23 protein-coding genes are annotated in these 22,037 nt (G+C 42.6%); 19 read left to right on the top strand and 4 right to left on the bottom strand.

Going from position 1 to position 22,037, the window contains the following annotated elements; genetic code table 11:
- Positions 1 to 42 precede the first annotated feature (42 nt).
- A complete protein-coding gene (locus tag ACTHRG_RS10220) occupies positions 43 to 1,221 on the top strand; it encodes a M20 family metallopeptidase (RefSeq protein ID WP_440231135.1) in 1,179 nt (392 codons plus the stop codon).
- A 43-nt stretch (positions 1,222 to 1,264) separates the two neighbouring features.
- On the opposite strand, the gene ACTHRG_RS10215 is transcribed toward ACTHRG_RS10220, so the two are convergent.
- Both ACTHRG_RS10215 and ACTHRG_RS10210 read right to left on the bottom strand, forming a co-directional pair.
- Positions 1,265 to 1,474, bottom strand: a complete 210-nt coding sequence (locus tag ACTHRG_RS10215) for a methionine aminopeptidase (protein WP_440231134.1) — start codon at positions 1,472 to 1,474, stop codon at positions 1,265 to 1,267.
- A 623-nt stretch (positions 1,475 to 2,097) separates the two neighbouring features.
- Positions 2,098 to 2,988 (bottom strand): LysR family transcriptional regulator, encoded by an 891-nt coding sequence (locus tag ACTHRG_RS10210; RefSeq protein ID WP_440231133.1) that lies wholly within the window; start codon positions 2,986 to 2,988, stop codon positions 2,098 to 2,100.
- 196 nt (positions 2,989 to 3,184) lie between these two features.
- Between ACTHRG_RS10210 and ACTHRG_RS10205 the strand changes: the two genes are divergently transcribed.
- From ACTHRG_RS10205 to ACTHRG_RS10150, 12 genes are all read left to right on the top strand, one after another.
- Positions 3,185 to 4,993, top strand: coding sequence for an assimilatory sulfite reductase (NADPH) flavoprotein subunit (locus ACTHRG_RS10205; RefSeq protein WP_440231173.1), 1,809 nt, complete (start codon positions 3,185 to 3,187; stop codon positions 4,991 to 4,993).
- Positions 4,994 to 5,018: 25 nt separating this feature from the next.
- Positions 5,019 to 6,740 carry an assimilatory sulfite reductase (NADPH) hemoprotein subunit gene (gene cysI / locus ACTHRG_RS10200; protein WP_440231132.1) on the top strand — a complete coding sequence of 574 codons (1,722 nt, stop codon included), beginning with the start codon at positions 5,019 to 5,021 and terminating at the stop codon, positions 6,738 to 6,740.
- Between the two features lie 244 nt (positions 6,741 to 6,984).
- A complete protein-coding gene (locus ACTHRG_RS10195; protein WP_440231131.1) occupies positions 6,985 to 7,419 on the top strand; it encodes a nuclease-related domain-containing protein in 435 nt (144 codons plus the stop codon).
- A 606-nt stretch (positions 7,420 to 8,025) separates the two neighbouring features.
- Positions 8,026 to 9,186: a pyridoxal-phosphate-dependent aminotransferase family protein gene (locus tag ACTHRG_RS10190; RefSeq protein ID WP_394579134.1), complete on the top strand. Its 1,161-nt coding sequence runs from the start codon at positions 8,026 to 8,028 to the stop codon at positions 9,184 to 9,186.
- Between the two features lie 14 nt (positions 9,187 to 9,200).
- Positions 9,201 to 9,674, top strand: a complete 474-nt coding sequence (locus tag ACTHRG_RS10185) for a GyrI-like domain-containing protein (RefSeq protein ID WP_440231130.1) — start codon at positions 9,201 to 9,203, stop codon at positions 9,672 to 9,674.
- Positions 9,675 to 9,733: 59 nt separating this feature from the next.
- Entirely contained in the window at positions 9,734 to 10,255 is a 522-nt protein-coding gene (locus ACTHRG_RS10180; RefSeq protein ID WP_404355026.1) for a DinB family protein, read from the top strand.
- Between the two features lie 90 nt (positions 10,256 to 10,345).
- Entirely contained in the window at positions 10,346 to 10,498 is a 153-nt protein-coding gene (locus tag ACTHRG_RS10175) for a hypothetical protein (protein ID WP_440231129.1), read from the top strand.
- 13 nt (positions 10,499 to 10,511) lie between these two features.
- The gene (locus tag ACTHRG_RS10170) at positions 10,512 to 11,171 is read left to right on the top strand and encodes a hypothetical protein (protein WP_404355024.1); all 660 of its coding nucleotides are present in this window, start codon (positions 10,512 to 10,514) and stop codon (positions 11,169 to 11,171) included.
- 15 nt (positions 11,172 to 11,186) lie between these two features.
- Positions 11,187 to 11,645, top strand: coding sequence for a GNAT family N-acetyltransferase (locus tag ACTHRG_RS10165; RefSeq protein ID WP_440231128.1), 459 nt, complete (start codon positions 11,187 to 11,189; stop codon positions 11,643 to 11,645).
- A gap of 11 nt (positions 11,646 to 11,656) precedes the next feature.
- Positions 11,657 to 12,406, top strand: coding sequence for a class I SAM-dependent methyltransferase (locus ACTHRG_RS10160; RefSeq protein ID WP_404355022.1), 750 nt, complete (start codon positions 11,657 to 11,659; stop codon positions 12,404 to 12,406).
- Positions 12,407 to 12,423: 17 nt separating this feature from the next.
- The gene (locus ACTHRG_RS10155; RefSeq protein ID WP_440231127.1) at positions 12,424 to 12,912 is read left to right on the top strand and encodes an NUDIX domain-containing protein; all 489 of its coding nucleotides are present in this window, start codon (positions 12,424 to 12,426) and stop codon (positions 12,910 to 12,912) included.
- Positions 12,909 to 13,466: a GNAT family N-acetyltransferase gene (locus tag ACTHRG_RS10150; RefSeq protein WP_440231126.1), complete on the top strand. Its 558-nt coding sequence runs from the start codon at positions 12,909 to 12,911 to the stop codon at positions 13,464 to 13,466. Before ACTHRG_RS10155 ends, ACTHRG_RS10150 begins: the two co-directional genes overlap by 4 nt.
- A gap of 51 nt (positions 13,467 to 13,517) precedes the next feature.
- Here the strand turns inward: ACTHRG_RS10150 and ACTHRG_RS10145 are convergent, their stop codons facing one another.
- Positions 13,518 to 13,658: a hypothetical protein gene (locus tag ACTHRG_RS10145; protein ID WP_175609156.1), complete on the bottom strand. Its 141-nt coding sequence runs from the start codon at positions 13,656 to 13,658 to the stop codon at positions 13,518 to 13,520.
- A gap of 67 nt (positions 13,659 to 13,725) precedes the next feature.
- Here ACTHRG_RS10145 and ACTHRG_RS10140 point away from each other — a divergent pair, with 67 nt between their 5' ends.
- The 4 genes from ACTHRG_RS10140 to ACTHRG_RS10125 all read left to right on the top strand — a co-directional run bounded on the left by ACTHRG_RS10140 (position 13,726) and on the right by ACTHRG_RS10125 (position 17,136).
- Positions 13,726 to 14,316, top strand: coding sequence for a histidine phosphatase family protein (locus ACTHRG_RS10140; protein WP_440231125.1), 591 nt, complete (start codon positions 13,726 to 13,728; stop codon positions 14,314 to 14,316).
- Complete coding sequence (locus ACTHRG_RS10135; protein WP_440231124.1) at positions 14,303 to 15,328, top strand: DUF2332 domain-containing protein; 1,026 nt, start codon at positions 14,303 to 14,305, stop codon at positions 15,326 to 15,328. The genes ACTHRG_RS10140 and ACTHRG_RS10135 overlap by 14 nt, the downstream gene beginning before the upstream one ends.
- Before the next feature lie 134 nt (positions 15,329 to 15,462).
- Positions 15,463 to 16,413 carry an oxygen-dependent tRNA uridine(34) hydroxylase TrhO gene (trhO, locus tag ACTHRG_RS10130; protein WP_440231123.1) on the top strand — a complete coding sequence of 317 codons (951 nt, stop codon included), beginning with the start codon at positions 15,463 to 15,465 and terminating at the stop codon, positions 16,411 to 16,413.
- Between the two features lie 102 nt (positions 16,414 to 16,515).
- Positions 16,516 to 17,136: a LysE family translocator gene (locus tag ACTHRG_RS10125; protein ID WP_440231122.1), complete on the top strand. Its 621-nt coding sequence runs from the start codon at positions 16,516 to 16,518 to the stop codon at positions 17,134 to 17,136.
- A gap of 77 nt (positions 17,137 to 17,213) precedes the next feature.
- Here ACTHRG_RS10125 and ACTHRG_RS10120 read toward each other — a convergent pair whose 3' ends face one another.
- Positions 17,214 to 17,960 carry a hypothetical protein gene (locus ACTHRG_RS10120; RefSeq protein ID WP_250800771.1) on the bottom strand — a complete coding sequence of 249 codons (747 nt, stop codon included), beginning with the start codon at positions 17,958 to 17,960 and terminating at the stop codon, positions 17,214 to 17,216.
- A gap of 99 nt (positions 17,961 to 18,059) precedes the next feature.
- Between ACTHRG_RS10120 and ACTHRG_RS10115 the strand changes: the two genes are divergently transcribed.
- Both ACTHRG_RS10115 and ACTHRG_RS10110 read left to right on the top strand, forming a co-directional pair.
- A complete protein-coding gene (locus ACTHRG_RS10115) occupies positions 18,060 to 18,524 on the top strand; it encodes a hypothetical protein (protein ID WP_440231121.1) in 465 nt (154 codons plus the stop codon).
- Positions 18,525 to 18,635: 111 nt separating this feature from the next.
- Positions 18,636 to 21,848 (top strand): DEAD/DEAH box helicase, encoded by a 3,213-nt coding sequence (locus ACTHRG_RS10110; RefSeq protein WP_440231120.1) that lies wholly within the window; start codon positions 18,636 to 18,638, stop codon positions 21,846 to 21,848.
- Positions 21,849 to 22,037 lie beyond the last annotated feature (189 nt).

Genomic DNA, 22,037 nt, shown 5'->3' with positions numbered 1-22,037 from the left:
AATAAATATATAGATAGATTGACGGATTAGGAGAGCAGATATATGGGAAAAAATCTTATTATTAACCAAATCGATGAACTTCAAGATGATTTTAATAGAATAAGCACTTACATAGGGGAAAATCCCGAACTGGGGCATGAAGAGTACAAGGCATGCAAAGTATTGACAGAGGAGCTTAAGAAGCATGGTTTTACCGTGGAAATTGGCACTTGCGGTTTGCCGACTGCTTTCACGGCTACTTATGACAGCGGGAAAGAAGGGCCTGTAATTGGATACATGTCTGAATATGATGCATTGCCTGAAGTTGGGCATGCATGCGGCCATAATCTTATTGGGACAATGGGGATTGCTGCCGGAATTGGACTGAGCAAAGTGATTCATGAAACAGGAGGAAAAGTCATTGTCTTTGGCACGCCTGCAGAGGAGACAAAGGGCGGCAAGGTGACCATGGCCGAAGCGGGTATTTTTGACGCTTTGGATGCAGCGATTATGGTTCATCCCCTCGACAATTATGTGAAGAGCCGTTCATCACTGGCGATGGATGCGATCCAGTTTGAGTTTTTTGGAAAGTCAGCACACGCAGCTGCCAGCCCGCATTTGGGCATAAATGCGCTGGATGCTGTTCTTCAAACCTTCAGCAGCATAAATGCCTTGCGTCAGCATATCAAGCCTGATGCCAGAATTCATGGGATTATCACAGAAGGGGGCAAAGCGGCAAACGTTGTTCCGGATTATGCGGTTGCCCAATTTTATGTTCGCGCTGCAAAGCGTGAATATGTAAATGAATTAGTAGAAAAGGTCAAAAAATGTGCTGAAGGGGCAGCTCTGCAGACTGGTGCAGAAATGAAGTGGTCCTTTTATGAATTCTCATATGACGATATGGTTACGAATAGTCCTTTATCAGAAGCATTTAATAAGGAACTGATTTCCCTAGGTGTCAATGAGGAGGAAATAATGGAGCAAAAGGATGGCTCAGGTTCTCTGGACATGGGAAATGTCAGCCAGGCAGCACCTTCCATTCATCCCTATATTAAAATTACAAATGAGGCTTATGCCTGCCATACACATGAATTCCGTGAAGCTGCAATGAGTGAGCAGGCCAGAGAAGCCATGATTCTTGGAGCGAAGGCTATGGCACTTACCGGGTATGAAGTATTAACAAATAAGGAGCTTTTAAAAAGGGTTAAAGAAGAATTTGAGTCGAATAAGACATTAGCATAAGTTCAAAATAAGGCCATGATCCCCAATGGATCATGGCCTTTCATTATGATATGCTATTCCATTCTGAATACAGTCCGGTTCCATTGCAGCCCTGGCAGTCAAATTGATTTGCATGATAAGCGAATTCATTCCCCGGATAAAGTGAAAAACCCCTGCCGTAACAGTCCGGACACTTGTTTTCTTCCTTCATGCGATTGACATGATTCTGATATCTCATTTCGCGCCATTCATTAAAGGCATTCAATAATCCCATTTTTTTCACCTCAGCCATTTTTTCCTTATTTTGAATAAAATGGACAGATTTTATACACGTCTACACTATAATATATGAATAAAGTGGGACTAGTGTGAAAAAAAGCTTGTCTTATTTTTTAAAATCTGACCCTGGGCAACTTCGGACACAGCGACCAGGTTTTTCTATTTTTGAGTCTGAACCAGAAGCAACTTCGGACACAGCAATCAGGTTTTTTAATGATGAGTCTGAACCAGAAGCAACTTCGGACACAGCGATCAGGTTTTTCCAATGATGAGTCCGAACCCGGGGCAACTTCGGACACAGGGATCAGGTTTTTCCAATGATGAGTCCGAACCCGAGGCAACTTCGGACACAGGGAACAGGTTTTTCCAATGATGAGTCCGAACCCGAGGCAACTTCGGACACAGCGACCAGGTTTTTCTATTTTTGAGTCCGAACCAGAAGCAACTTCGGACACAGGGATCAGGTTTTTCCAATGATGAGTCTGAACTTGGAGCAACTTCGGACACAGGGAACAGGTTTTTCCAATGATGAGTCCGAACCCGAGGCAACTTCGGACACAGGGATCAGGTTTTTCCATTATTGAGTCCAAACCCGAGGTAACTTCCGACTCAGCGCCTTTATTTAGGATGCCATCTTTCGCTGAGAGCTTCGATAAAAATGCTGACATTCCTCTTTTCCTGCATAATGGGAGAAAGTACATAGGACAGAGTGCGTTTGAATTCCTGACTTTTCACCTGAATGATAGACAGGTTGTTTTGTTTTACGTCTCTTGCGACTACGCTTCCGGAAAGAATGCTCATTCCCAGCCCATTGATGAGTGTTTCTTTTATTCCCTGGTTGCTTGAGATTGTCAGGAGTGATTTCACCTTAAGGCCATTTGATCTGACCACATGGTTAAAATATTCCCGGGTTCCTGAGCCGTTTTCCCTCATGATCCAGGCCTGATCCTGGAGATCAGCAATAGTTGCTTCTTCTTTTTGTGCCAATGGATGCTGGTTAGAGGTCACAATAAATAATTCATCCTCTAAAAAAGGAGTCACGATAAGCTCTTTTTCATTTGTCTGGCCCTCAATTAAGCCGATATCGACATGATGGGAGCGGGTCGACTGGACAACTTCCTCCGTGTTGGCGATCGTAATCTGGAGATTCAGTTCAGGATATTCATTCTGCAGGTCAAGAAGAAGGGGAGGAAGGATGTATTCCCCTATTGTGAAACTGGCCGCAATTTTCAGATCCCCTTTAATGGTATGCTGCTGATCTAAAATTTCCTGCCTGGTTTGCTCATAAATGGTAATCATCTGCTTGGCCCGGTCATATAATATTTCACCGCTGGGCGTAATCTTCAAGTATTTTGGTGAACGCTGAAAAAGCTTTGTCTGAAATTCCTTTTCCAGATTTTTTACGTGCATGCTGACACTGGGCTGCGACATGAGAAGGAGCTCAGCCGTCTTTGTAAAATTTTTCACCTCAGCCAAGGTTACGAATGTTTTTAACGCATCATAATGCAAAATATCACCCTTTTGTAATTAATAATGTTAATAGTTATGATAATTAATATTTATTTTACTAATGCTAAATCATTCGGTAAAGTATTAGATATATATTTTTTTAATTATAAACCCGACTTTTTTTATAGGAAAAGAAGAATTTTAAAAAAATAAGAATAAACCAGCCCTACTCTGCTGGTTTGCGAGGTGGATCATGTTGCAACTTCAGGTAATGAACAGTCCGTTTAACCAGGAGCAGACAGAGCTCCTGAATCGTCTTCTTCCGACTCTGACAGAGACTCAATCCCTCTGGCTGAGCGGGTATCTTGCCGCGATACAGTCCTCAACTTTGCAGGCTGCCCCTGCAGTGGAAGAGCGTCCAGCACCGGCAGCGGCGCCGGCTATTCCAAAGGAAGTGACCATTTTATTTGGATCACAAACCGGGAATGCGCAGAATCTGGCAAAAAAAGCCGGGAAAACGCTTGAGGAGAGAGGTTTTCAAGTAAACGTTTCAGCAATGAGTGACTTTAAACCTAATAATCTTAAAAAGGTCAAAAACCTGTTAATTGTCGTCAGTACTCATGGTGAGGGAGATCCTCCGGATAACGCTTTAACATTCCATGAATTCATTCACGGAAAAAGAGCTCCAAAACTTGAAGAGTTCCGTTACTCAGTTTTAGCTCTTGGCGACAGTTCATATGAATTCTTCTGCCAGACTGGGAAGGATTTTGATAAACGTCTCGAGGAGATTGGCGGAACGAGAATAACACCAAGGGTAGATTGTGATCTTGATTTCGAAGAGCCTGCAGCAGTGTGGGCGGAAGCTGTATTAGCCGGCTTGAGCGATGGGGAAAGCAGCAGTCGTTCTCCTTCAGCCGCTTCATTTTCAGCTTCAGCACATGCCGAGTCAGTTTATTCCCGATCGAATCCGTTCCGTGCAGAAGTGCTGGAGAATATTAATCTCAACGGGCGCGGCTCCAATAAAGAAACACGTCATCTAGAGATTTCGTTAGAGGGTTCAGGACTGACGTATCAGCCTGGTGACAGCCTGGGAGTATACCCTGAGAACGATCCTGAATTGGTTGACCTGCTTTTAGCTGAGATGAACTGGGATCCTGAGGAAGCAGTCAGAGTGAAGGAGGAGACAGTAACATTAAAAGAAGCACTGTCGTCTCACTTTGAGATTACTGTCCTGACCAAGCCGCTTGTAGAAAAGGCTGCAAACCTTTCCGGTAATGAAGAGCTGCACCAGCTTGCATTAGACAGCAGCCGATTGAAATCCTATATCGATGGCCGTGATTTAATCGATTTAGTCCGTGATTTTAAGCCATGGAGCAGTTCGGCACAAGAGTTTGTCTCTATACTGCGTAAGATGCCTGCGCGTCTATATTCTATTTCCAGCAGTTTTGAAGCAAATCCTGATGAAGTACACTTAACTATCGGTGCAGTCCGCTATGACGCCCATGGCCGTGAACGTAAAGGGGTCTGCTCGATTCTATGTGCAGAGCGCCTCCAGCCTGGTGATACACTGCCGGTATTTATTCAGCACAATGAAAACTTTAAACTGCCTGAAAATCCGGAAACACCAATTATTATGGTTGGTCCCGGAACAGGAATTGCACCGTTCCGATCCTTTATGCAGGAGCGTGAAGAAAAAGGCGCGGAAGGGAAGTCCTGGCTATTCTTCGGCGACCAGCATTTTGTAACCGATTTTCTATATCAGACTGAATGGCAAAAGTGGCTAAAGGATGGAGTCTTATCGAAGCTGGATGTCGCTTTTTCCCGTGATGATGATGAGAAGGTTTATGTTCAGCATAGAATGCAGGAAAACAGCAGGGAACTATTCCAGTGGCTCGAGCAAGGTGCGGCAGTCTACATCTGCGGCGATGAGAAAAACATGGCTCATGATGTCCATAACACACTCATAGATATTATTGAAAAAGAAGGCGGAATGAGCCGCGAACAGGCTGCGGAATATCTTGCCGATATGCAGAAAAATAAACGCTACCAGCGCGACGTATATTGATTTGGAAGGAAAGGAGTTTTTCAGCATGGTAAACCCAAAATTAAAAGCACCGGACGGACCTCCCAGTGATGTTGAGGGAATTAAGGATCGAAGCAACTTTTTGCGCGGAACGCTGGCGGAAGTTATGCAGGATCGGATCAGCTCCGGTATCCCGGATGATGATAACAGACTAATGAAGCACCACGGCAGCTATCTGCAGGATGACCGGGATCTCAGGAATGAACGCCAGAAGCAGAAACTTGAGCCGGCTTATCAGTTTATGCTCCGCCTGCGTCTTCCCGGAGGTGTCGCATCACCAAAGCAATGGCTAGTCGTGGATGACCTGGCTGAGAAGTATGGCAACGGCACTCTCAAATTAACAACACGCCAGACCTTCCAGATGCATGGAATCCTGAAATGGAATATGAAAAAGACCATCCAGGCCATTCATTCAACGATGCTTGATACGATCGCAGCATGCGGAGATGTGAACCGGAATGTCATGTGCATCTCCAATCCCGATCAATCTGAAATTCATGAGGAAGTGTATGAGCTGGCGAAGATGTTAAGTGACGATCTTCTGCCCCGCACACGTGCCTATCATGAAATTTGGCTGGATGAAGAAAAAGTAGCCGGCTCCCCAGAAGTGGATGAAGAGATTGAGCCGATGTATGGCCCGCTTTATTTGCCGCGGAAATTTAAGATTGGGATCGCTGTACCGCCTTCCAATGATATTGATGTCTTTTCACAGGATCTCGGCTTTATAGCGATAGTTGAAGATGGCAAGCTGGCAGGCTTTAACGTGGCAATTGGCGGAGGAATGGGCTTCTCTCACGGAGATAAAGCCACATACCCGCAGCTTTCGAAGGTAATTGGCTTTGTGACGCCAGATAAAATCTACGAAGTGGCTGAAAAGACTATTACGATTCAGCGGGATTACGGAAACCGCTCCGTCCGGAAAAATGCCCGATTTAAATATACGGTTGACCGCCTCGGGCTGGAGACTGTTATTGAAGAGCTGGAAAACCGCTTAGGCTGGAAGCTGGAGGAAGCACGCGGATTCAAGTTTGATTCCAACGGTGACCGCTATGGATGGGTAAAGGGTGTCCGCGGAAAATGGCATTTTACGATGTTCATAGAAGGAGGCCGTGTGGCAGACTTCGAAGATTATCAGCTGAAAACAGCATTGCGGGAGATCGCCAAGATTCATAAAGGCGATTTCAGGCTGACGGCCAATCAGAACCTGATTATCGGCAGTGTGGCTGACGAAGATAAAGCTGCGATTGAGTCGCTGATTGAAAAATATGGCTTAACAGACGGAAGCCGCTACAGTGCGCTGCGCCGTGGATCCATGGCCTGTGTGGCTCTGCCGACCTGCGGTTTGGCGATGGCTGAGGCTGAACGCTATCTGCCAGGATTGATCGATAAAATTGATGAAATCGCTGATGTGGCGGGCTTGCGGAATGAAGAAATCACGATCCGCATGACCGGCTGCCCGAACGGCTGCGCGCGTCACGCACTCGGAGAAATCGGCTTTATCGGCAAGGCGGTCGGCAAGTACAATATGTATCTCGGGGCAGCCTTTGACGGAAGCCGCCTCAGCAAAATGTACCGCGAAAATATCGGGGAAGAAGAAATCCTGAACGAGCTGCGCGTCATCCTGCCGCGCTACGCCCGTGAACGTCAGGACGGCGAGCATTTTGGCGACTTCGTGATCCGGGCGGGTATTATTGAAGCGATAACGGACGGGACTAATTTTCATAATTGAGGTTGAGGAAAGATGGGGCTGGTGCCCTGTCTTTTTTTCTGCTCAAGTTCGATAAACGACTAAAGCTAAACGAAAATAAAAAGAGCTTATACGAAAGTAAATTTATCCATAAGAAAGAAAAAGTTCCTTTTCAGCAAGTAATAATACTTATCCGAAAATAAATCCATCATAATGAATGAAAAGAAGGGATTTTTTCTCAATAAGTAGAAATCTAAACAAGACTAATATAGATTGGAGTGAAAAAATGATTGTAAAACAGCGTGAAATTCCTCTTGTGATTCTCAAATTGGAAGCTCTTCTTCGCAGGCTGCCACCTCACCATCCAAAAATACCCCTAATAAAAGAAGAAATCAGTAAACGGAAAGCTGGATTCAAAGGAGAGACTTCTATTGATTTTCCTTTGGGATTTTTAAACGACAAGCGTTACTATATCCTGCACGATCTTCGTCTGCCTGATGCGAACCGGTATTTTCAAATGGATACATTAATATTATCCCTGAAGTTTGCTTTAATTTTAGAAGTGAAAAATATTTCTGGTATTCTCCATTTTGATACAATTTATAATCAGCTATTTCGAAATAAGGATGGGGAAGAAAGTGTTTTTCCGTGTCCCATTGTTCAAGTGAATCGTCAGGAAAACCAACTAAAGAAATGGTTTGCTGAAAATGGTCTCGGATAGTTACCTATTTTTTCAAAAGTTGTAATCACTAATCCTCATACTGGAATTAAATCAATTCCCCCAAATGTAAACCTCAGTCAAAAAGTCATCCACAAAGAAGTATTGCCATCAAAAATAATACAAATTGAAACAAATATCTCCGAAAATCAAATCTCTGAAAAACTACTTAAGAAATCCATCCGACTCTTAAAGAAGGCAGCTGTTAAATCAGATTCATCTATTCTGGATAGATTTCACATAATTAAGGAAGATATCGCAACAGGTGTATTTTGTCCTAATTGCAATCTTATGCCTATGCAAAGGGCAAAGCGAACATGGCATTGTAAAGCATGCAGGAGGAATTATAAAGAGGCCCATATAAATGCCATTAAAGATTATAGTTTGATATTTAGAACCAGCATAACAAACAGGGAACTTAGGAGTTTTCTTCATATAGAATCTATTACTGTTGCTACGCGACTACTCAACTCTATGGAACTACCCCACACCGGAGGATATAAGAACAGAAAATATGAATTAACATCAATTGATGATAAGAATAAAGGTTTTTAAAATAAAATGTCGAAACATTTAGATATCTAAAAACCAACCAAAGGAGGATTTATCATGCCAAACGAGGAAATGCTTTTGATCCCGGGACCTACGCCTGTTGTGGATTCGATTTACGAGGCGATGTCACAGGAAACAAGGGGGCATACGGATCCGAGATTTGCCGCTGTTTATAAGAGTGCGATAGAGAAAACGAGGGAGATGCTGAAGACAGATGGAGAGGTGTTTGTTGTTTCCGGCTCCGGTACGATTGCGATGGAAATGGCTCTGGTAAACACGGTAGCAGCAGGAGAACGGCTATTGATTATAAGCCAGGGCTTTTTCGGTGATCGTTTCCTGCAATTAGCCAAGGCGTTCGGAATACAGGCAGATATTATTCAATCTGAATGGGGGAAGCAGGTAGATCCCGCCGCTGTTGAGGAAAAACTTGCATCACATTCCTATAAAGCGGTGACGATAACCCATGCTGATACCTCAACAGGTGTTGCGGCAGACCTGGATTCCCTGGTGCCTATCACTAAAAAGCATGGGGCACTCGTTATTCTGGATGGAGTCTGTGCGACGGCTGCGATGGAAGAGGATATGAGCAAGTCATATGGCGAAGGGAAAATTGATGTCGTTTTAACAGGCTCACAGAAAGCGATCGGTGTGCCGCCAGGACTCGCTGTTGTGGCATTCAATGAGACAGCATTGGCTGCCCGTGAACAAATGGAACGGGTTCCTGCCTACTATTGCGATATTTATAATTGGATTCCCATTATGCATGATCCGCAAAAGTACTTTGCTACACCACCTGTTAATCTGATTTATGCTTATGAAGAGGGAATGAGGCTGGTGTTAGCGGAAGGAATGGAAAACCGTTACAAGCGCCATGAAGCATTTGGAAAAGCTGTCAGGGCTGCGCTTGCTGAATATGGAATGAAGGCAATTGCTGATGAAAATGCTGCTGCAGCTACTCTCAGCTGTATCCTTTACCCTCAAGGTATGGATGATGCTGAATTCCGGGCCTCTCTTGCGAAAAAAGGTGTTATTGTTGCCGGTGCCCTGGCTCATCTTGCGGGGAAAGCATTCCGAATCGGCCATATGGGGAATACGACTGAAGAGATGCTTGAAAGGGCCATTGTGCTGATCGGTGAAACAATGAACGAAATGGGCTTTGACACAGATATCCGAAAAGCAGCTGAGAGGTTTAGAGAACTGGCATTACCCATTGCTTAATAAGGAGGGAAAGGATGTCTGAATTGATTTTGCGGGCTGCTGAGACAGAACGCGGAAGTTTGAGACTAATAGGGATCCGCGTCTTATGCCCGCCGGATCAGTACCTGGCTGAAATTCCGCGGGCTATTAATTTATTTACGGAACGCCTTACAGAAATTAAGGGAGCTGTAAATCCAGACCGGCTTGTTGGTGCTTTTAAAGTGGTGGAAGACTCTCCTGAAGAAGACGGCTATTGGATTGGCATTGAGGTGAAGGAATTTATCGGAGTTCCTGATGGAATGTTTTCATTAGAAATTCCACCGCAAAAATATGCCTCTATCCGGCACAAAGGACCTAATGATGAGATTGGAAATTCCTATAGGGAATTGCACAGCTGGATTGAAGAAAAGGGATACAATCGGCTGAAAAATGAGTGGCATCTAGAAATCCATCATAGCTGGGAGAATATTGAGGATTTAGATATTGAGCTGCTGGATACGATAGCATAATGGAAAAGACTGCCTTCCCGGCAGTCTTTTCCCTGAAAAAAAGAATGGAGAGTTTACAATTGATAGATTATCGGATTAAACATGTAAAGGGCTATGATGAAAAAATAGGAGAACTTGTGTCAATGCTGGAACATGCCAGGTCTGTGACGCTTAAAGATGTTGCTGGCTTGACACAGAATGAGCTGGATTTTCTTCCCGATGAAAACAGTAATTCAATAGGATCACTTTTGAAGCATATTGCTTTTGTTGAATATGTTCACCAAATCATTACTTTTGAAAATAGAGATCTTAACGATGAAGAATATTCAAAATGGGCCGCGGCGTATGAATTGGGTGAGAAAGCAAGGAATGAAATTAATCATCATCCTCTAGAATTTTACTTGGAGGAACTATCAGCAATTAGAGAGAAAACGTTAAACCTTTTAGCATCCAAACAGGATAGCTGGCTATATGAAGAAGGAAAGTGGAACAATGGAGTCCCTTTCAACAACTATTGGTTCTGGTATCACGTTATGGAGGATGAAATCAGCCATCGGGGGCAAATCCGAGTGTTAAAAAGACAGCTGGCAGCCCAGAGGTGATAAGATATCCGCCTGCCTTTTTCCAAAAATATGAAACTAAATTTCCATTAGTTCGTATGTAAGGTAAAACATTTAAAGGCGGTTTAATGGATGAGAAAAATGAACTGGGGTTTTTCAGGAAGCGGAATGGGCTATGGTCTGTCGCTGGGTTTAGTTTTTGGAATGCTTTTTGAAAATTGGGCTTTGGGCATTGCTATGGGAGTTGCTTTTGGGGCATCGTTTGGATCCTCAGAAAAGAAGTAAAGGAGGATCTGCCTTGATTAAAAATAAAAAGTTCTTTTTGACATCAATTGTCTTAATCGTTATTTCCATGGCATTAAACTTTCCTTTTCCGCATGAAAATTCACTAGGTGATACAGCATTAACGATTATAAATATTCCAATCAAATCAGCAGATGGATTTAATTTTGCAGGAGTATTTATTCTCATATTACTTGTGCTGGGTATGGTCTTGCTTCATCGTTCACTTGAAAAATATCATTTGCGGTCTTTTTTTGCCGTTATCATCATCGTTTCCCTTCTGCCTCCTTCTCTGGCAGAGGCTTATCAAAAAACGCTGGCAAATGGCATCAATGCAGTTTCCTATATAAAAGATGAAAGTCAATGTAAGTTTGTAATGATTGGTGAAGATACTTTAAAGGGAAAGTGTGAGCTGCCATTTGAAAATTACAGCAATGAAGAAGTGTCTTTTACTATCGGCTTTTATGACAGATATTTATTTGAAGAGGATGTAAAGATGCTTTCACTGATGAACAGCGGTGAACCTGCTAACGTTAAATTGCTCCCCAACGAGGTAAAGCTCATCCGGATTGAGAAAGAGATCGATGTGTCACAAATCAAAAACCATGTTGAAAATGGAGAGGCCGCTTATGTAAGCATCATTATTCATGATGGTGAGAAAAACAGGAAATTGTAAGAGGGGCTGAGGCTAATGACCATTAAGTTAAAACCCGTCACAAGAGACAACTGGGAAGAAGCCATACAGATGAAGGTAAAAGAATGGCAGCGTGATTTCGTTCCCTTAGCGGCTGTATCACTTGCCAAGGTTTATATTAAACCAGATGGGGATGCAGTAGAGTATATTCCATTCTCAATCTATGACAATGATAAAATGGTTGGTTTCATCATGCATGCCTATGAGCCGGATACGGTTAATATGTATTGGATAAACGGTTTTTTTATTGATCAGAAGTATCAGGGCAGGGGCTATGGCCGTGCAGCATTAGCCGTGATGATCAGCTGGATAAAAACTAAATTTCCAAAATGCGAGGAAATCCGCTTAACGGTTCATAAAGATAATCAACACGCAAGGATACTTTATAAAAACTTTGGATTTTCCCCCACTGGAGAGAAATGGGGAGAGGAAGAGGTTTACTATTTTTCAGTATAAAGGAGTTATTTATGATTAATGAAACACTGGAAATAAATAAGAAAAGCTGGGATGAAGCGGCTAAAAGGTTTTATGGTCGCAATCCGCTGCCTGAATATGGACCATTGGCGCCAACTGAAGATGACCTTCACTTGTTTGGAGATGTGAGCAGTTTAAAGATGCTGGAGATTGGCTGCGGAAGCGGGCATTCCCTAAAATATTTGGATCAGCGCGGAGCGGGTGAATTATGGGGATTGGATTTATCGTCCAGACAAATCGATGCTTCCAAGGAACTTTTGAAAAATTCCTCCTCAAAAGTAAAGCTGTTTGAATCCCCGATGGAACAAAATCCCGGAATCCCTGCTGATTATTTCGATGCCGTTTTTTCCATTTATGCGATTGGCTGGACCACGAATTTAGAAGAGACGCTGAAAAATGTTCATTCCTATCTTAAATCAGGCGGGATGTTTATTTTCAGCTGGGAGCATCCTCTGTATAACCGGATTAAGGCTGAAAATGGAGCATTAATTATGGATAAATCCTATCTTGAAGAGGGCCCCTATCAGCACATAGCATGGAAACAGCCTGCCTTTATGCAGCAATATAAATTAAGTACATATATTAATCTATTAATTGAAAACGGGTTTGTGATTGAGAGGGTAATTGAAGATGTAAGTCTTACTGAGCAAGATGTTCAGCGGCATGCCAATCGATGGTATTCCTATGAAAAGGCGAGAGCTATACCTGCTGCTTTTATTATTAAATGCAGAAAGTTATTTTAGGAGGCAGCTGAGAGCGAATGAACTATCATATTAGAGTCAGAGCAGGTGCAGTAATTATAGAAAATAATTCAATTCTGCTGATTGAGTTTCAGGATGAAAGAGGCCTTCATTACAATTTGCCTGCAGGAGGGGTTAAACCCAAGGAATCAGTAATTGATGCAGTAAAAAGGGAAGCAAAAGAAGAGGCATCTGTAGATGTGACGGTCGGTCCATTGGCGTTCGTTTATGAATATGCCCCTCATTTAAATGAATTTAGGTATGGACAGATACATTCACTGGGCTTAATGTTTGAATGCCAGTTAAGGGAAGACTCATTGCCTAAAATGCCTTCAGCCCCGGACCCTAACCAAGCAGGCGTTAGGTGGGTGCCGCTTTCTGAACTGGCCAATATAGTGTTGTATCCTAATATGAAAGAACATATTTTAGAATATGTTAAAAATAAAAGAAACATAGATTTGATTGAAGAACACACACTGGATGTTTACGCAATGGAGATGAAAGAATGAAGAAGGAAATCATAATTGATTGCGGTGAAGTAATCCTCAGGGAATACCGGATGGAGGACGTCCAGGCACTCTATGAAATTACTTCGCAGCCGGAAGTTTATAAGTTTATTCCAGGTGCACAGGCTACGCTTGAGCAGCGGGTGGACTGGATGAAGAATTATGAAATTCCGGCCAATGAAAAATTCAAATCTTCAATGCCAGATCTGAAAGATGCCGGCTTTCTGAATTTGGGAATCATTTTAAAGGAAACTGGAGAGTTTATTGGCTTTTGCAATACAGGAATAAAGGATGAACTGCCAGAACCGAACAGGGAAATTGGCTATGCCATCTCGAAGCACTGCCGGAATAAAGGTTACTCCACCCTTGCAGCAAAAGGGCTAATAGATTTTCTTTTTGAAAAAACGGCTCTTGACACACTAAATGCTGTTGCATTAACCAGCAATGCCAGTTCCAATAGAGTTCTGCAAAAATGCGGCTTCAAGCTTGATGGCGAAATAGAGATTGATGGAGAACTGTTTCTCCATTACACCATTAGAAAAAGGGATTGGGCTTAGATAATTTTCAAAGACACCCGCCATTCAATATGGGGGTGTCCCGCGTTAAGGTTATAGATCAGATTTAGGATTTGTATTAAATGTGCCATTTTTATTTTCCTTTTCATGTCCGCGAACCTGGTCTCCGCCATTTCCCTTTTCGTGCACCTTTTTGCCGCCGAGTTTTACGTTTGGATATTCTTGTTCCCGCATGGTCTTCACCTCCATGTTAATTAAATTATCCATAAAGGAAATAAATATATATTTTTGGGGTTATTAAATGGAAATTACACTAATCAGACATGGCAGGTCAGCGCATATAGAAGACCACCGCCTGAATAGCCGTGAATTTAAGAAATGGGTTGAAACGTATAACCGTTTAGGGATTCTTGTAGATGAAGTTTGTCCTTCAGATGCTCTGGAAAAAGGGGTTTCAGCATCTTTAATACTTACAAGTAATCTGAAGAGGTCTATCGAGTCCGCTAAATGCATAAATCCCTTCGCAAAGATTCATGCAGATCCAATATTCAGAGAAGCTGAATTGCCCATTCCTGCCAGTAATTTGGCGGGACTGAAATTAAGGCCCAAAACCTGGGCACTGGTATTAAGGTTACTTTGGATATGCGGCTATTCGCAGGGGTGTGAATCATATAGGGATGCAAAGCTGCGGGCAAAGCAAGCATCATTATTATTGACCTCAATTGCAAAAAAACATCATTCTGCTGTTCTCGCTGGACACGGTTTTTTTAACCTGTTAATTGCGGGGGAGCTTCAAAAAGCCGGATGGACCGGTAAGAGGAAAACAGGTTCAAAGCATTGGAACACAGATACTTACGTTCGGCTCGGAGGGGATGAAAATGTTAATACCTAACCTATCATCGAAATTCAAGACTTTTGGACAATATGAATGCCGAGGTTCCAGTAATCTTTATGAATTTTTATCAAATAGAATTTCAGAGGATAAGGAATTGCTGGTTTTGGCATCTGAAGCGAGAGATAGCCAGCCTGTGCCAAATTTGTTTTTGGGGGCCATTCATTATCTGCTGTTACAAGGGAAAGAGCATGTACTTAAGGAATTCTATCCAAGTATAGTGGAGGATCCAAGAAACCCTCAAGATTCCTTCCAAAGCTTTAAAGATTTCTGCAGGCTGTATTCACAAGAAATTAAAGAGATAATACAAACAAGAATAGTTCAGACGAATGAAGTAAGGCGCTGTGCTTACCTATTCCCGGTATTCGCTTATATTTACCAGCAAACCAAAAAGCCCCTGGCCCTGATTGAGATAGGGACCAGCGCCGGCCTGCAGCTTCTTTGGGATCAATACAGCTACTCTTATGGGACAGGAGAAACATACGGGACTCCAAACGCGTACGTTCATTTATCCTCTGAAATTAAGGGGAGCCAAGTCCCGATTTTTCCTGAAGAAATGCCGCCGGTTGCTTCAAGAATTGGGATTGATCTTCATATAAATGACTTGAATATCGGGGAAGATTTTTTGTGGCTGAAATCACTTATCTGGCCTGAACATGAGGAGAGAAGAACTCTATTTGAAAAAGCTGCCCAATGTGTAAGGGAAAACCCAATCTCCCTTATAGAAGGAGATGGTGTTGAGCTTTTGCCGGGTTTGATTGAAGGTATACCTGACGAACATTCAATCTGTGTATTCCACACACATGTGGCCAATCAAATGCCGTCAGAAGTAAAAGAGAATCTGCTTGCAAAAATAAAAGCAAGCGGATGCATGAGGGATATCTTTCATATTTATAATAATATTCAGGACCGGAATCTGCATCTTGATTATTATTTGCATGCCGCAGAATACAAGAAACTGGCCGGCCAAACAGAAGGGCATGGAAAGTGGTTTACATGGGAATTGTATTAGACTCCATTAATCTTTCGCTCTCCGAAAATTTTGAAACTTGACATCATCTGTTATACTTATCTAGGTAAGTATATATTGTTTTAACCTATTAACAGATATATCTTGCAAATATTAAGTGATAGGTGGAAATACAAATGAGTCAAAAACCGTACAGAGTATTACTTTACTACATGTATGTTCCAATTGAGGACCCTGAAGAGTTCGCAAGGGAGCATAAAGCATTCTGCAATGAGCTGGGCCTTAAAGGGCGTATTCTTGTTGCGAATGAAGGAATTAATGGGACTGTATCCGGACCAGTGGAACAGACCGACCGCTATATGGAAGCGATGAAGCAGGATCCGCGCTTTGCGGAGATGGTTTTCAAAATAGATGAAGCAGATGTACATGCATTTCCTAAGATGAAGGTTCGTGCACGCCCTGAGCTTGTAACACTCCGCCTTGAAGACGATGTGAACCCGAACGAGATTACTGGCAAATACCTCGAGCCAAAAGAGTTCTACGAAAGACTTCAGGATGAAGACACGATTGTGCTGGATGCACGAAATGATTATGAATATGATCTTGGACACTTTAGAGGAGCAATCAGGCCGGATATTGAAAACTTCCGCGATCTGCCAAACTGGGTCCGTGAAAATAAAGAATTGCTTGGTGATAAAAAGATCATTACGTATTGCACAGGCGGCATCCGCTGTGAAAAGTTCTCCGGCTGGCTTGTAAAAGAAGGCTTTGAAGATGTAGCCCAGCTTCACGGAGGAATTGTCACATATGGAAAGGATCCTGAGGTACAGGGTCAGCTCTGGGATGGCCAGCTTTATGTTTTTGATGATCGCATTGGCGTTCCGGTTAACCAAAAGGAACATGTAATCGTAGGTAAGGACTACTTCACAGGCGAGCCTTGTGAACGCTATGTCAACTGTGCAAATCCTGCCTGCAATAAAAAAATCCTTTGCTCTGAAGAAAATGAGCATAAATATATGCGCAGCTGTTCTCATGAATGCCGCACGAATCCCCGGAACCGTTATATTGCTGAGCATGGCCTTTCAGAGGCAGAAGTGGAAGAAAGATTAGAAGAAGTAAAAGCATAAGATGATTAGAGCAGATTTTCTTTATGGAAACTGCTCTTTTTTATTGGAAATTTCATGAAAACTGATATAATATTCTTAAAATTTTTATCAGGTGGGTGTGATATGGAGAATTTGCTATTATTTTTGTTTATGTCGTTTCTGCTAGTCATTTTGCCGGGACCTGATACAGGAATACTAATTCAAAACACGATTTCAAGCGGGAAAAAAAGCGGCATTAAAACGATGTTCGGATCTGTCGCCGGGCTGATGGTCCATACAATGGCTGTCGTTTTTGGCTTATCGGCATTAATTGTAAAGTCTGCATACATTTTTTCTTTCATTAAGTATGCTGGTGCGATATATCTTATTTATTTGGGCATCGTTTCGTTAAAGTCTCTATCGAATAAACAAAAACCGGCTGACATGGAGAGAAAGCATAAGAAGAACAAATCGCATTTTCTTCAAGGCTTTTTCACTTGTGTGTCCAACCCAAAAGTGGCTGTATTCTTTTTAACTTTTTTTCCTCAATTTTTAAGCACGGAAGGGAATCACTTTGCGCAATTTCTTGCCATGGGCTTACTATATAGTCTTATAACAATCATATGGTTCTTTTTCTATGTATATTTGATAGACTTTTTCAGGGCCTGGCTGAAAAAACCTGCTGTTAATAATATGATCCAAGGATTATCTGGTGCGGTTTTAATGGGATTTGGCATTAAATTGGCACTTGAGAAACAGCCTTAAGGAAACGGCTGCTTAACCTCTAAAATGGGTTTAAGCAGTTTTTTTATGGTGTTTAAAGAAGGAAATAGACTCTTTGATTATAGCTGTTCTCCCCACTTTCTAATGATTCCGGTCATAGCATATTTGTTCTGCTCAAACTGCTTAATCCTGTGGCCATTTGCACCTGAAGGATGCGGGAAGCCAAATAAAATGGTATGTCCTGTAAGCTGATTGGCTGTGTACAGGTGACGGAGGATCCTTTCAACGGTTATCCCCAGCGGAATAATGAGTGCATCACTATTAATTAGTTTCAGCTCTTCCGGGAATACTTTTGTTGCGTACTCAGCAAGAATTTCTGTTTTTAATGGATCAGGCTGGTGTCCGGTATAATTTTTGCCCCGGTAGAAAACAGGGTACTTTACAACGGAAGTGGTGTGCAGGAGTTCTCTATTTCGTTCAAATAGCGCAGCAGAGCTATCTATGCCAAGGGCATCCTGTACGCCGCATTGATCCAGCATGCTTATTAAATTTCTCCTCATCCCTCCTGCAAAACTGGCAGTTTCCTTGGTTTCTTTCAGTATTGTGTCTAGCTTCCTTTCTGCTTCCAGTCCTTTCATGAATGATTCAAAAGCAATCCTCATTTGGCTCCAACCAGGAGTAATTCCGACCATGACAATTTTCGCATTATTATTGATATATTCGTTGTGCGGGGCAAAATATATTTCTAAATCTCCATTCTTACTTATTAAAAAATCCCGGGTAATCAATTGATCCCTTGTCAGCGGCCTGCCAAAAGGAAGCTGCTGAATGGCCGGAAGAAACATTGAAAGTAATGAGGGCTCCATTAAATTCTCCTTTTAATCACAGTTAATATGATTAATGTTACCAAATCAGGAATAAAAAAAGCCATTTAAGAGACATTAACAAATAAAAAGGATTTTGCTATGATTGGACTGCTGGCAGCCACTATTCTTTTTAATCTTATTGCCTTTAAAACAAATAAGCGTTTGTCGAAAAACCAAATTTTACATATATGGACATTCACAATATCCCTTCAGCTGATATTTGATGTTATGATCGAGTTTAAATATTGGGGATATTGGTACTTTGACAAGGAGCCAAATTGGCCAGGGCTCTTGGCGCACATTGCGCTGGTGCCCCCGGTGAATATGATGTTTCTGAACTGGTATCCTTTTAAAGGAGATCTTATTAAACGTTTTTCTTATATCTTTTTTTTTGTCGTGGCCATTTTGCTATATGAAGTCATCGCCTTATTGCCGGAACCCTGGGGGTATTTTAACTATGGCTGGTGGAGATTATGGCATGCGGCAATAGTTGACCCAATTCTCCTTCTATTAGTGGTGGTATTTTATAAATGGATTATCCGGCTGGAGGGGGAACTTAAATAATTGATGGTTCAAAGGGGGATATGCTCCCCCTTTTTGTGTTGCATAAAAATGAATTTAGGCAGATGACTATGATACAATTTTGGTATAGATTTTCCCGGAAGGAGAACATTTGTGGATATTAAAATGACTCACAAAATGATAAAAGAAATGTGCGGTACTGTCTCCTTCAAAAGAGGGGACGCGTTTTTCAGGAATCATAAAGTAACGATAAATAAATTCAATGATGATATTTGTGAAGCAACCGTTTCTGCCGGTGAAGATTTTTATGTTGAAGTAGAGAAAACTTCAGGTAATGGGTTCAAAATTACATGCAGCTGTCCCAAGCTTGCATCATTTGATAAAGAGTGCCAGCATGCCGCGGCTGTACTGCTGGCAATTCATGATATGCAGCAATATAAGTTGCCAGCCCTATCAGCTGGAAGCCTTGATGCTTCTCCGGAACACGCATTAACAGATAGCCTCATGACACTATTCAGTGAACATCCGGGAAGGTCAAGCGGGCACCAGCTTCATTTTGAAAACAGGCAAGTGCTCCAGCCTGAGTTCACCTGTCTGCCTGTTCATTTGGGAAAAGGGCATTATCTGTTTGCCATTAAAATTTCAATCGGCCCAATGGCTGTCCTGGATATCCGTCAATTTCTCCATTCAGTTAAAGTGGGGAGTCCAAGCCTATTATCACTTTCTTTTTCCTATGATCCCGCCCTGCATTGTTTCCCTCCGGAAGCGGATGCCGTCCTTCAGCAGCTGATACAGGTAATACACGATGAATCTATCTATATCAATGCTTTAATGGATGATTTTGATTATACAGCATCGAAGCATATGCTTTTAGTCCCTCCATCATCATGGGAACGGCTGAAGCCAGTTTTGGCGTTTGCTGAAAAAGTAAAGCTTGAAATAACAGGAAAAACATTTGATCGGATGACATTTTCAGAGGACCGGCTGCCATTACGATTTGAACTGGCCGAAACAAAAGATCATTGTTATTTACATGTTAAAGGACTGGATCGGCTGGTGATCCTGGATATGTATAGTGCGGTTCTATCCGGCGGAAAATTCACCACGCTCAAGAAAGATGACTGTAAGCGTCTGTATGATTTAACACAGATGCTTGAGGCTGCCGGAAAAAACAAGATTCCGATTGCTGCTGAACAAATGGAGATGTTTTTGGAAAAAGTGGTTCCTGGATTGAGAAAACTGGGGGACTTCCATATTTCTGAAGACATGTCACACAGGTTTATGAAAACTCCTTTGACTGCCAAGCTATACTTGGACCGTCTGCGTAACCGTCTGCTGGCAGGAATTGAATTTCATTATGAAAATATCGTGATCAATCCGCTGGAGAGAAGAGAGCCAAAGGGCGGCACGCGGATTATTAGAGATGTGGCACTAGAGGATGAGATCCTTCAGCTTATGGAGGAAAGCTCTTTTGCGAAGACGGATGGCGGCTATTTTCTGCAGAATGAAGAGCTGGAATATGAATTCCTTTATCATGTTGTCCCTAAACTGCAGAAACTGGTGCAAATATATGCGACTACGGCTGTCAGAAACCGGATTTTCAGGGAGAATGCCAAACCGCAGATACGGATAAAAATGAAAAAAGAGCGGACCAATTGGCTGGAATTCAAGTTTGAATTGACCGGCATAGCTGACCAGGAGATACGGGATGTATTATTTGCACTTGAGGAGAAACGAAAATTCTATCGCCTGAAAAATGGCGCGCTCCTTTCTTTGGAAACAAGTGAATTTGAGGAAATCCAGCGTTTCTTGAAAGCTGTGCCCGAGCAGGCAGAGGATCTGGAAAGCGGTTTGAATATGCCGATTGTATCTGGTCTTAGAATGCTGGACGCATCTGGTGTTCAGGAAGTGTTCTGTCATGAGGAATCGTTTAGGACGTTTTTGGCGGAGCTTGAGGATCCATCATGCCTGCAGATTTCTGTGCCGGAAAAACTGAATTCTACTTTAAGGGAATACCAGAAAAGTGGATTTAAATGGTTAAAGACAATGGCGCATTATGGATTTGGCGGCGTTTTGGCTGATGATATGGGACTTGGGAAGACACTGCAAAGCATTGCTTTTATTCAGTCTGAGCTTAAGGATATTCGGGAAAGTACCCGCCCTGCCCTTATTGTGTGCCCTTCATCCTTGACGTACAACTGGTTAAGCGAACTGACGAAGTTCACTCCGGACCTCCAGGCAATTGTCATTGATGGAAATCAAAAAGAACGGGCTGAGCTTCAGATGGATTTATCCGGCGTTGATGTGGTGATTACTTCCTATCCGCTGGTGCTTAAAGATATTAAATGGTATGAGATGCAGCAATTTCACACAGCATTTTTCGACGAAGCACAGGTATTTAAAAATCCGGTTACCCAAACAGCGAGAGCAGTAAAGAAAATCAAAGCGAAATATCGGTTTGCATTAACAGGCACACCCGTTGAAAACTCAGCAGAAGAGCTGTGGTCTATTTTTCATGTTGTCTTTCCTGAATTGTTTGGCGGGCTAAAGGATTACGGTAATTTAACAAGGAAGACGATTGCCAGAAGAGTTCGCCCCTTCATGCTCAGGAGGCTGAAAGAAGATGTTCTTTCAGAGCTGCCTGAAAAGATGGAGCTGATTGATTCGTCTGAATTGCTGCCTGATCAAAAGAAGCTCTATGCTGCGTACCTGGCAAAACTGAGAGAAGATACCTTAAAGCATTTAAATAAAGACACAATCAGAAAGAACCGCATAAGAATCCTTGCCGGTTTGACAAGGCTTCGCCAGATTTGCTGCCATCCTGCTTTGTTTGTGGATGGATATAAAGGGAGTTCAGCAAAATTTGAACAGCTCAAGAGAATTATTGAAGAATCCAGGATGTCTGGCAGACGTGTACTGATCTTTTCACAATTCACTAAAATGCTGGACTTCATTGGCAGAGAACTGGCCCTAATGGATTTGCCGTTTTTTTACCTGGATGGACAGACACCTTCGGGGGACCGGGTGGAAATCTGCCGCCGGTATAATGAGGGGGAGCGCGATTTTTTCCTGATTTCATTGAAGGCAGGCGGTACAGGCCTCAATCTGACAGGTGCTGATACCGTCATCTTATACGATCTGTGGTGGAACCCTGCCGTTGAGGAACAGGCAGCCGACCGGGCCCACCGCATAGGACAGAAAAACACCGTCCAGGTTATAAAATTATTGTCGAGTGGCACCGTCGAAGAAAAGATGAATGAACTGCAGGATAAAAAGAAGAACCTGATCGAGGAAATCATCGATTCGAATGAAAGTGCAGCAGGAAGTCTGACCGAAGAGGATATACGGGAGATCTTGATGATTTAACATGGTGCAGCATCGGACTTGGACTCAAAAAGGAAATCGTAGTTCTGGAGTCGGAAGTTTGCTTAGGTTCTGACTCAACATTGGAAAACCATGGTTGCATAGTCCGAAGTTGCTCCAGGTTCCGACTCAAAACCAGAAAACCCTGGTTGCAGAGTCCAAAGTTGCACCGGGTTCCGACTCAAAACCAGA

This window comes from Cytobacillus sp. SAFR-174 (assembly GCF_051964675.1).
Taxonomy (GTDB): domain Bacteria; phylum Bacillota; class Bacilli; order Bacillales; family Cytobacillaceae; genus Cytobacillus.
Note: the sequence above shows the minus strand (reverse complement) of the source record. Positions and strands in the feature narration are given on the sequence as shown.

Coding starts and splice junctions, on each gene's coding strand:
- ACTHRG_RS10140 (WP_440231125.1), top strand. CDS start 13,726: ATGGAAATTACACTAATCAGACATGGCAGGTCAGCGCATATAGAAGAC.
- ACTHRG_RS10215 (WP_440231134.1), bottom strand. CDS start 1,474: ATGGGATTATTGAATGCCTTTAATGAATGGCGCGAAATGAGATATCAG.
- ACTHRG_RS10150 (WP_440231126.1), top strand. CDS start 12,909: ATGAAGAAGGAAATCATAATTGATTGCGGTGAAGTAATCCTCAGGGAA.
- ACTHRG_RS10165 (WP_440231128.1), top strand. CDS start 11,187: ATGACCATTAAGTTAAAACCCGTCACAAGAGACAACTGGGAAGAAGCC.
- ACTHRG_RS10185 (WP_440231130.1), top strand. CDS start 9,201: ATGTCTGAATTGATTTTGCGGGCTGCTGAGACAGAACGCGGAAGTTTG.
- ACTHRG_RS10195 (WP_440231131.1), top strand. CDS start 6,985: ATGATTGTAAAACAGCGTGAAATTCCTCTTGTGATTCTCAAATTGGAA.
- cysI (WP_440231132.1), top strand. CDS start 5,019: ATGGTAAACCCAAAATTAAAAGCACCGGACGGACCTCCCAGTGATGTT.
- ACTHRG_RS10155 (WP_440231127.1), top strand. CDS start 12,424: ATGAACTATCATATTAGAGTCAGAGCAGGTGCAGTAATTATAGAAAAT.
- ACTHRG_RS10190 (WP_394579134.1), top strand. CDS start 8,026: ATGCCAAACGAGGAAATGCTTTTGATCCCGGGACCTACGCCTGTTGTG.
- ACTHRG_RS10175 (WP_440231129.1), top strand. CDS start 10,346: ATGAGAAAAATGAACTGGGGTTTTTCAGGAAGCGGAATGGGCTATGGT.
- ACTHRG_RS10115 (WP_440231121.1), top strand. CDS start 18,060: ATGATTGGACTGCTGGCAGCCACTATTCTTTTTAATCTTATTGCCTTT.
- trhO (WP_440231123.1), top strand. CDS start 15,463: ATGAGTCAAAAACCGTACAGAGTATTACTTTACTACATGTATGTTCCA.
- ACTHRG_RS10120 (WP_250800771.1), bottom strand. CDS start 17,960: ATGGAGCCCTCATTACTTTCAATGTTTCTTCCGGCCATTCAGCAGCTT.
- ACTHRG_RS10160 (WP_404355022.1), top strand. CDS start 11,657: ATGATTAATGAAACACTGGAAATAAATAAGAAAAGCTGGGATGAAGCG.
- ACTHRG_RS10125 (WP_440231122.1), top strand. CDS start 16,516: ATGGAGAATTTGCTATTATTTTTGTTTATGTCGTTTCTGCTAGTCATT.
- ACTHRG_RS10135 (WP_440231124.1), top strand. CDS start 14,303: ATGTTAATACCTAACCTATCATCGAAATTCAAGACTTTTGGACAATAT.
- ACTHRG_RS10145 (WP_175609156.1), bottom strand. CDS start 13,658: ATGCGGGAACAAGAATATCCAAACGTAAAACTCGGCGGCAAAAAGGTG.
- ACTHRG_RS10220 (WP_440231135.1), top strand. CDS start 43: ATGGGAAAAAATCTTATTATTAACCAAATCGATGAACTTCAAGATGAT.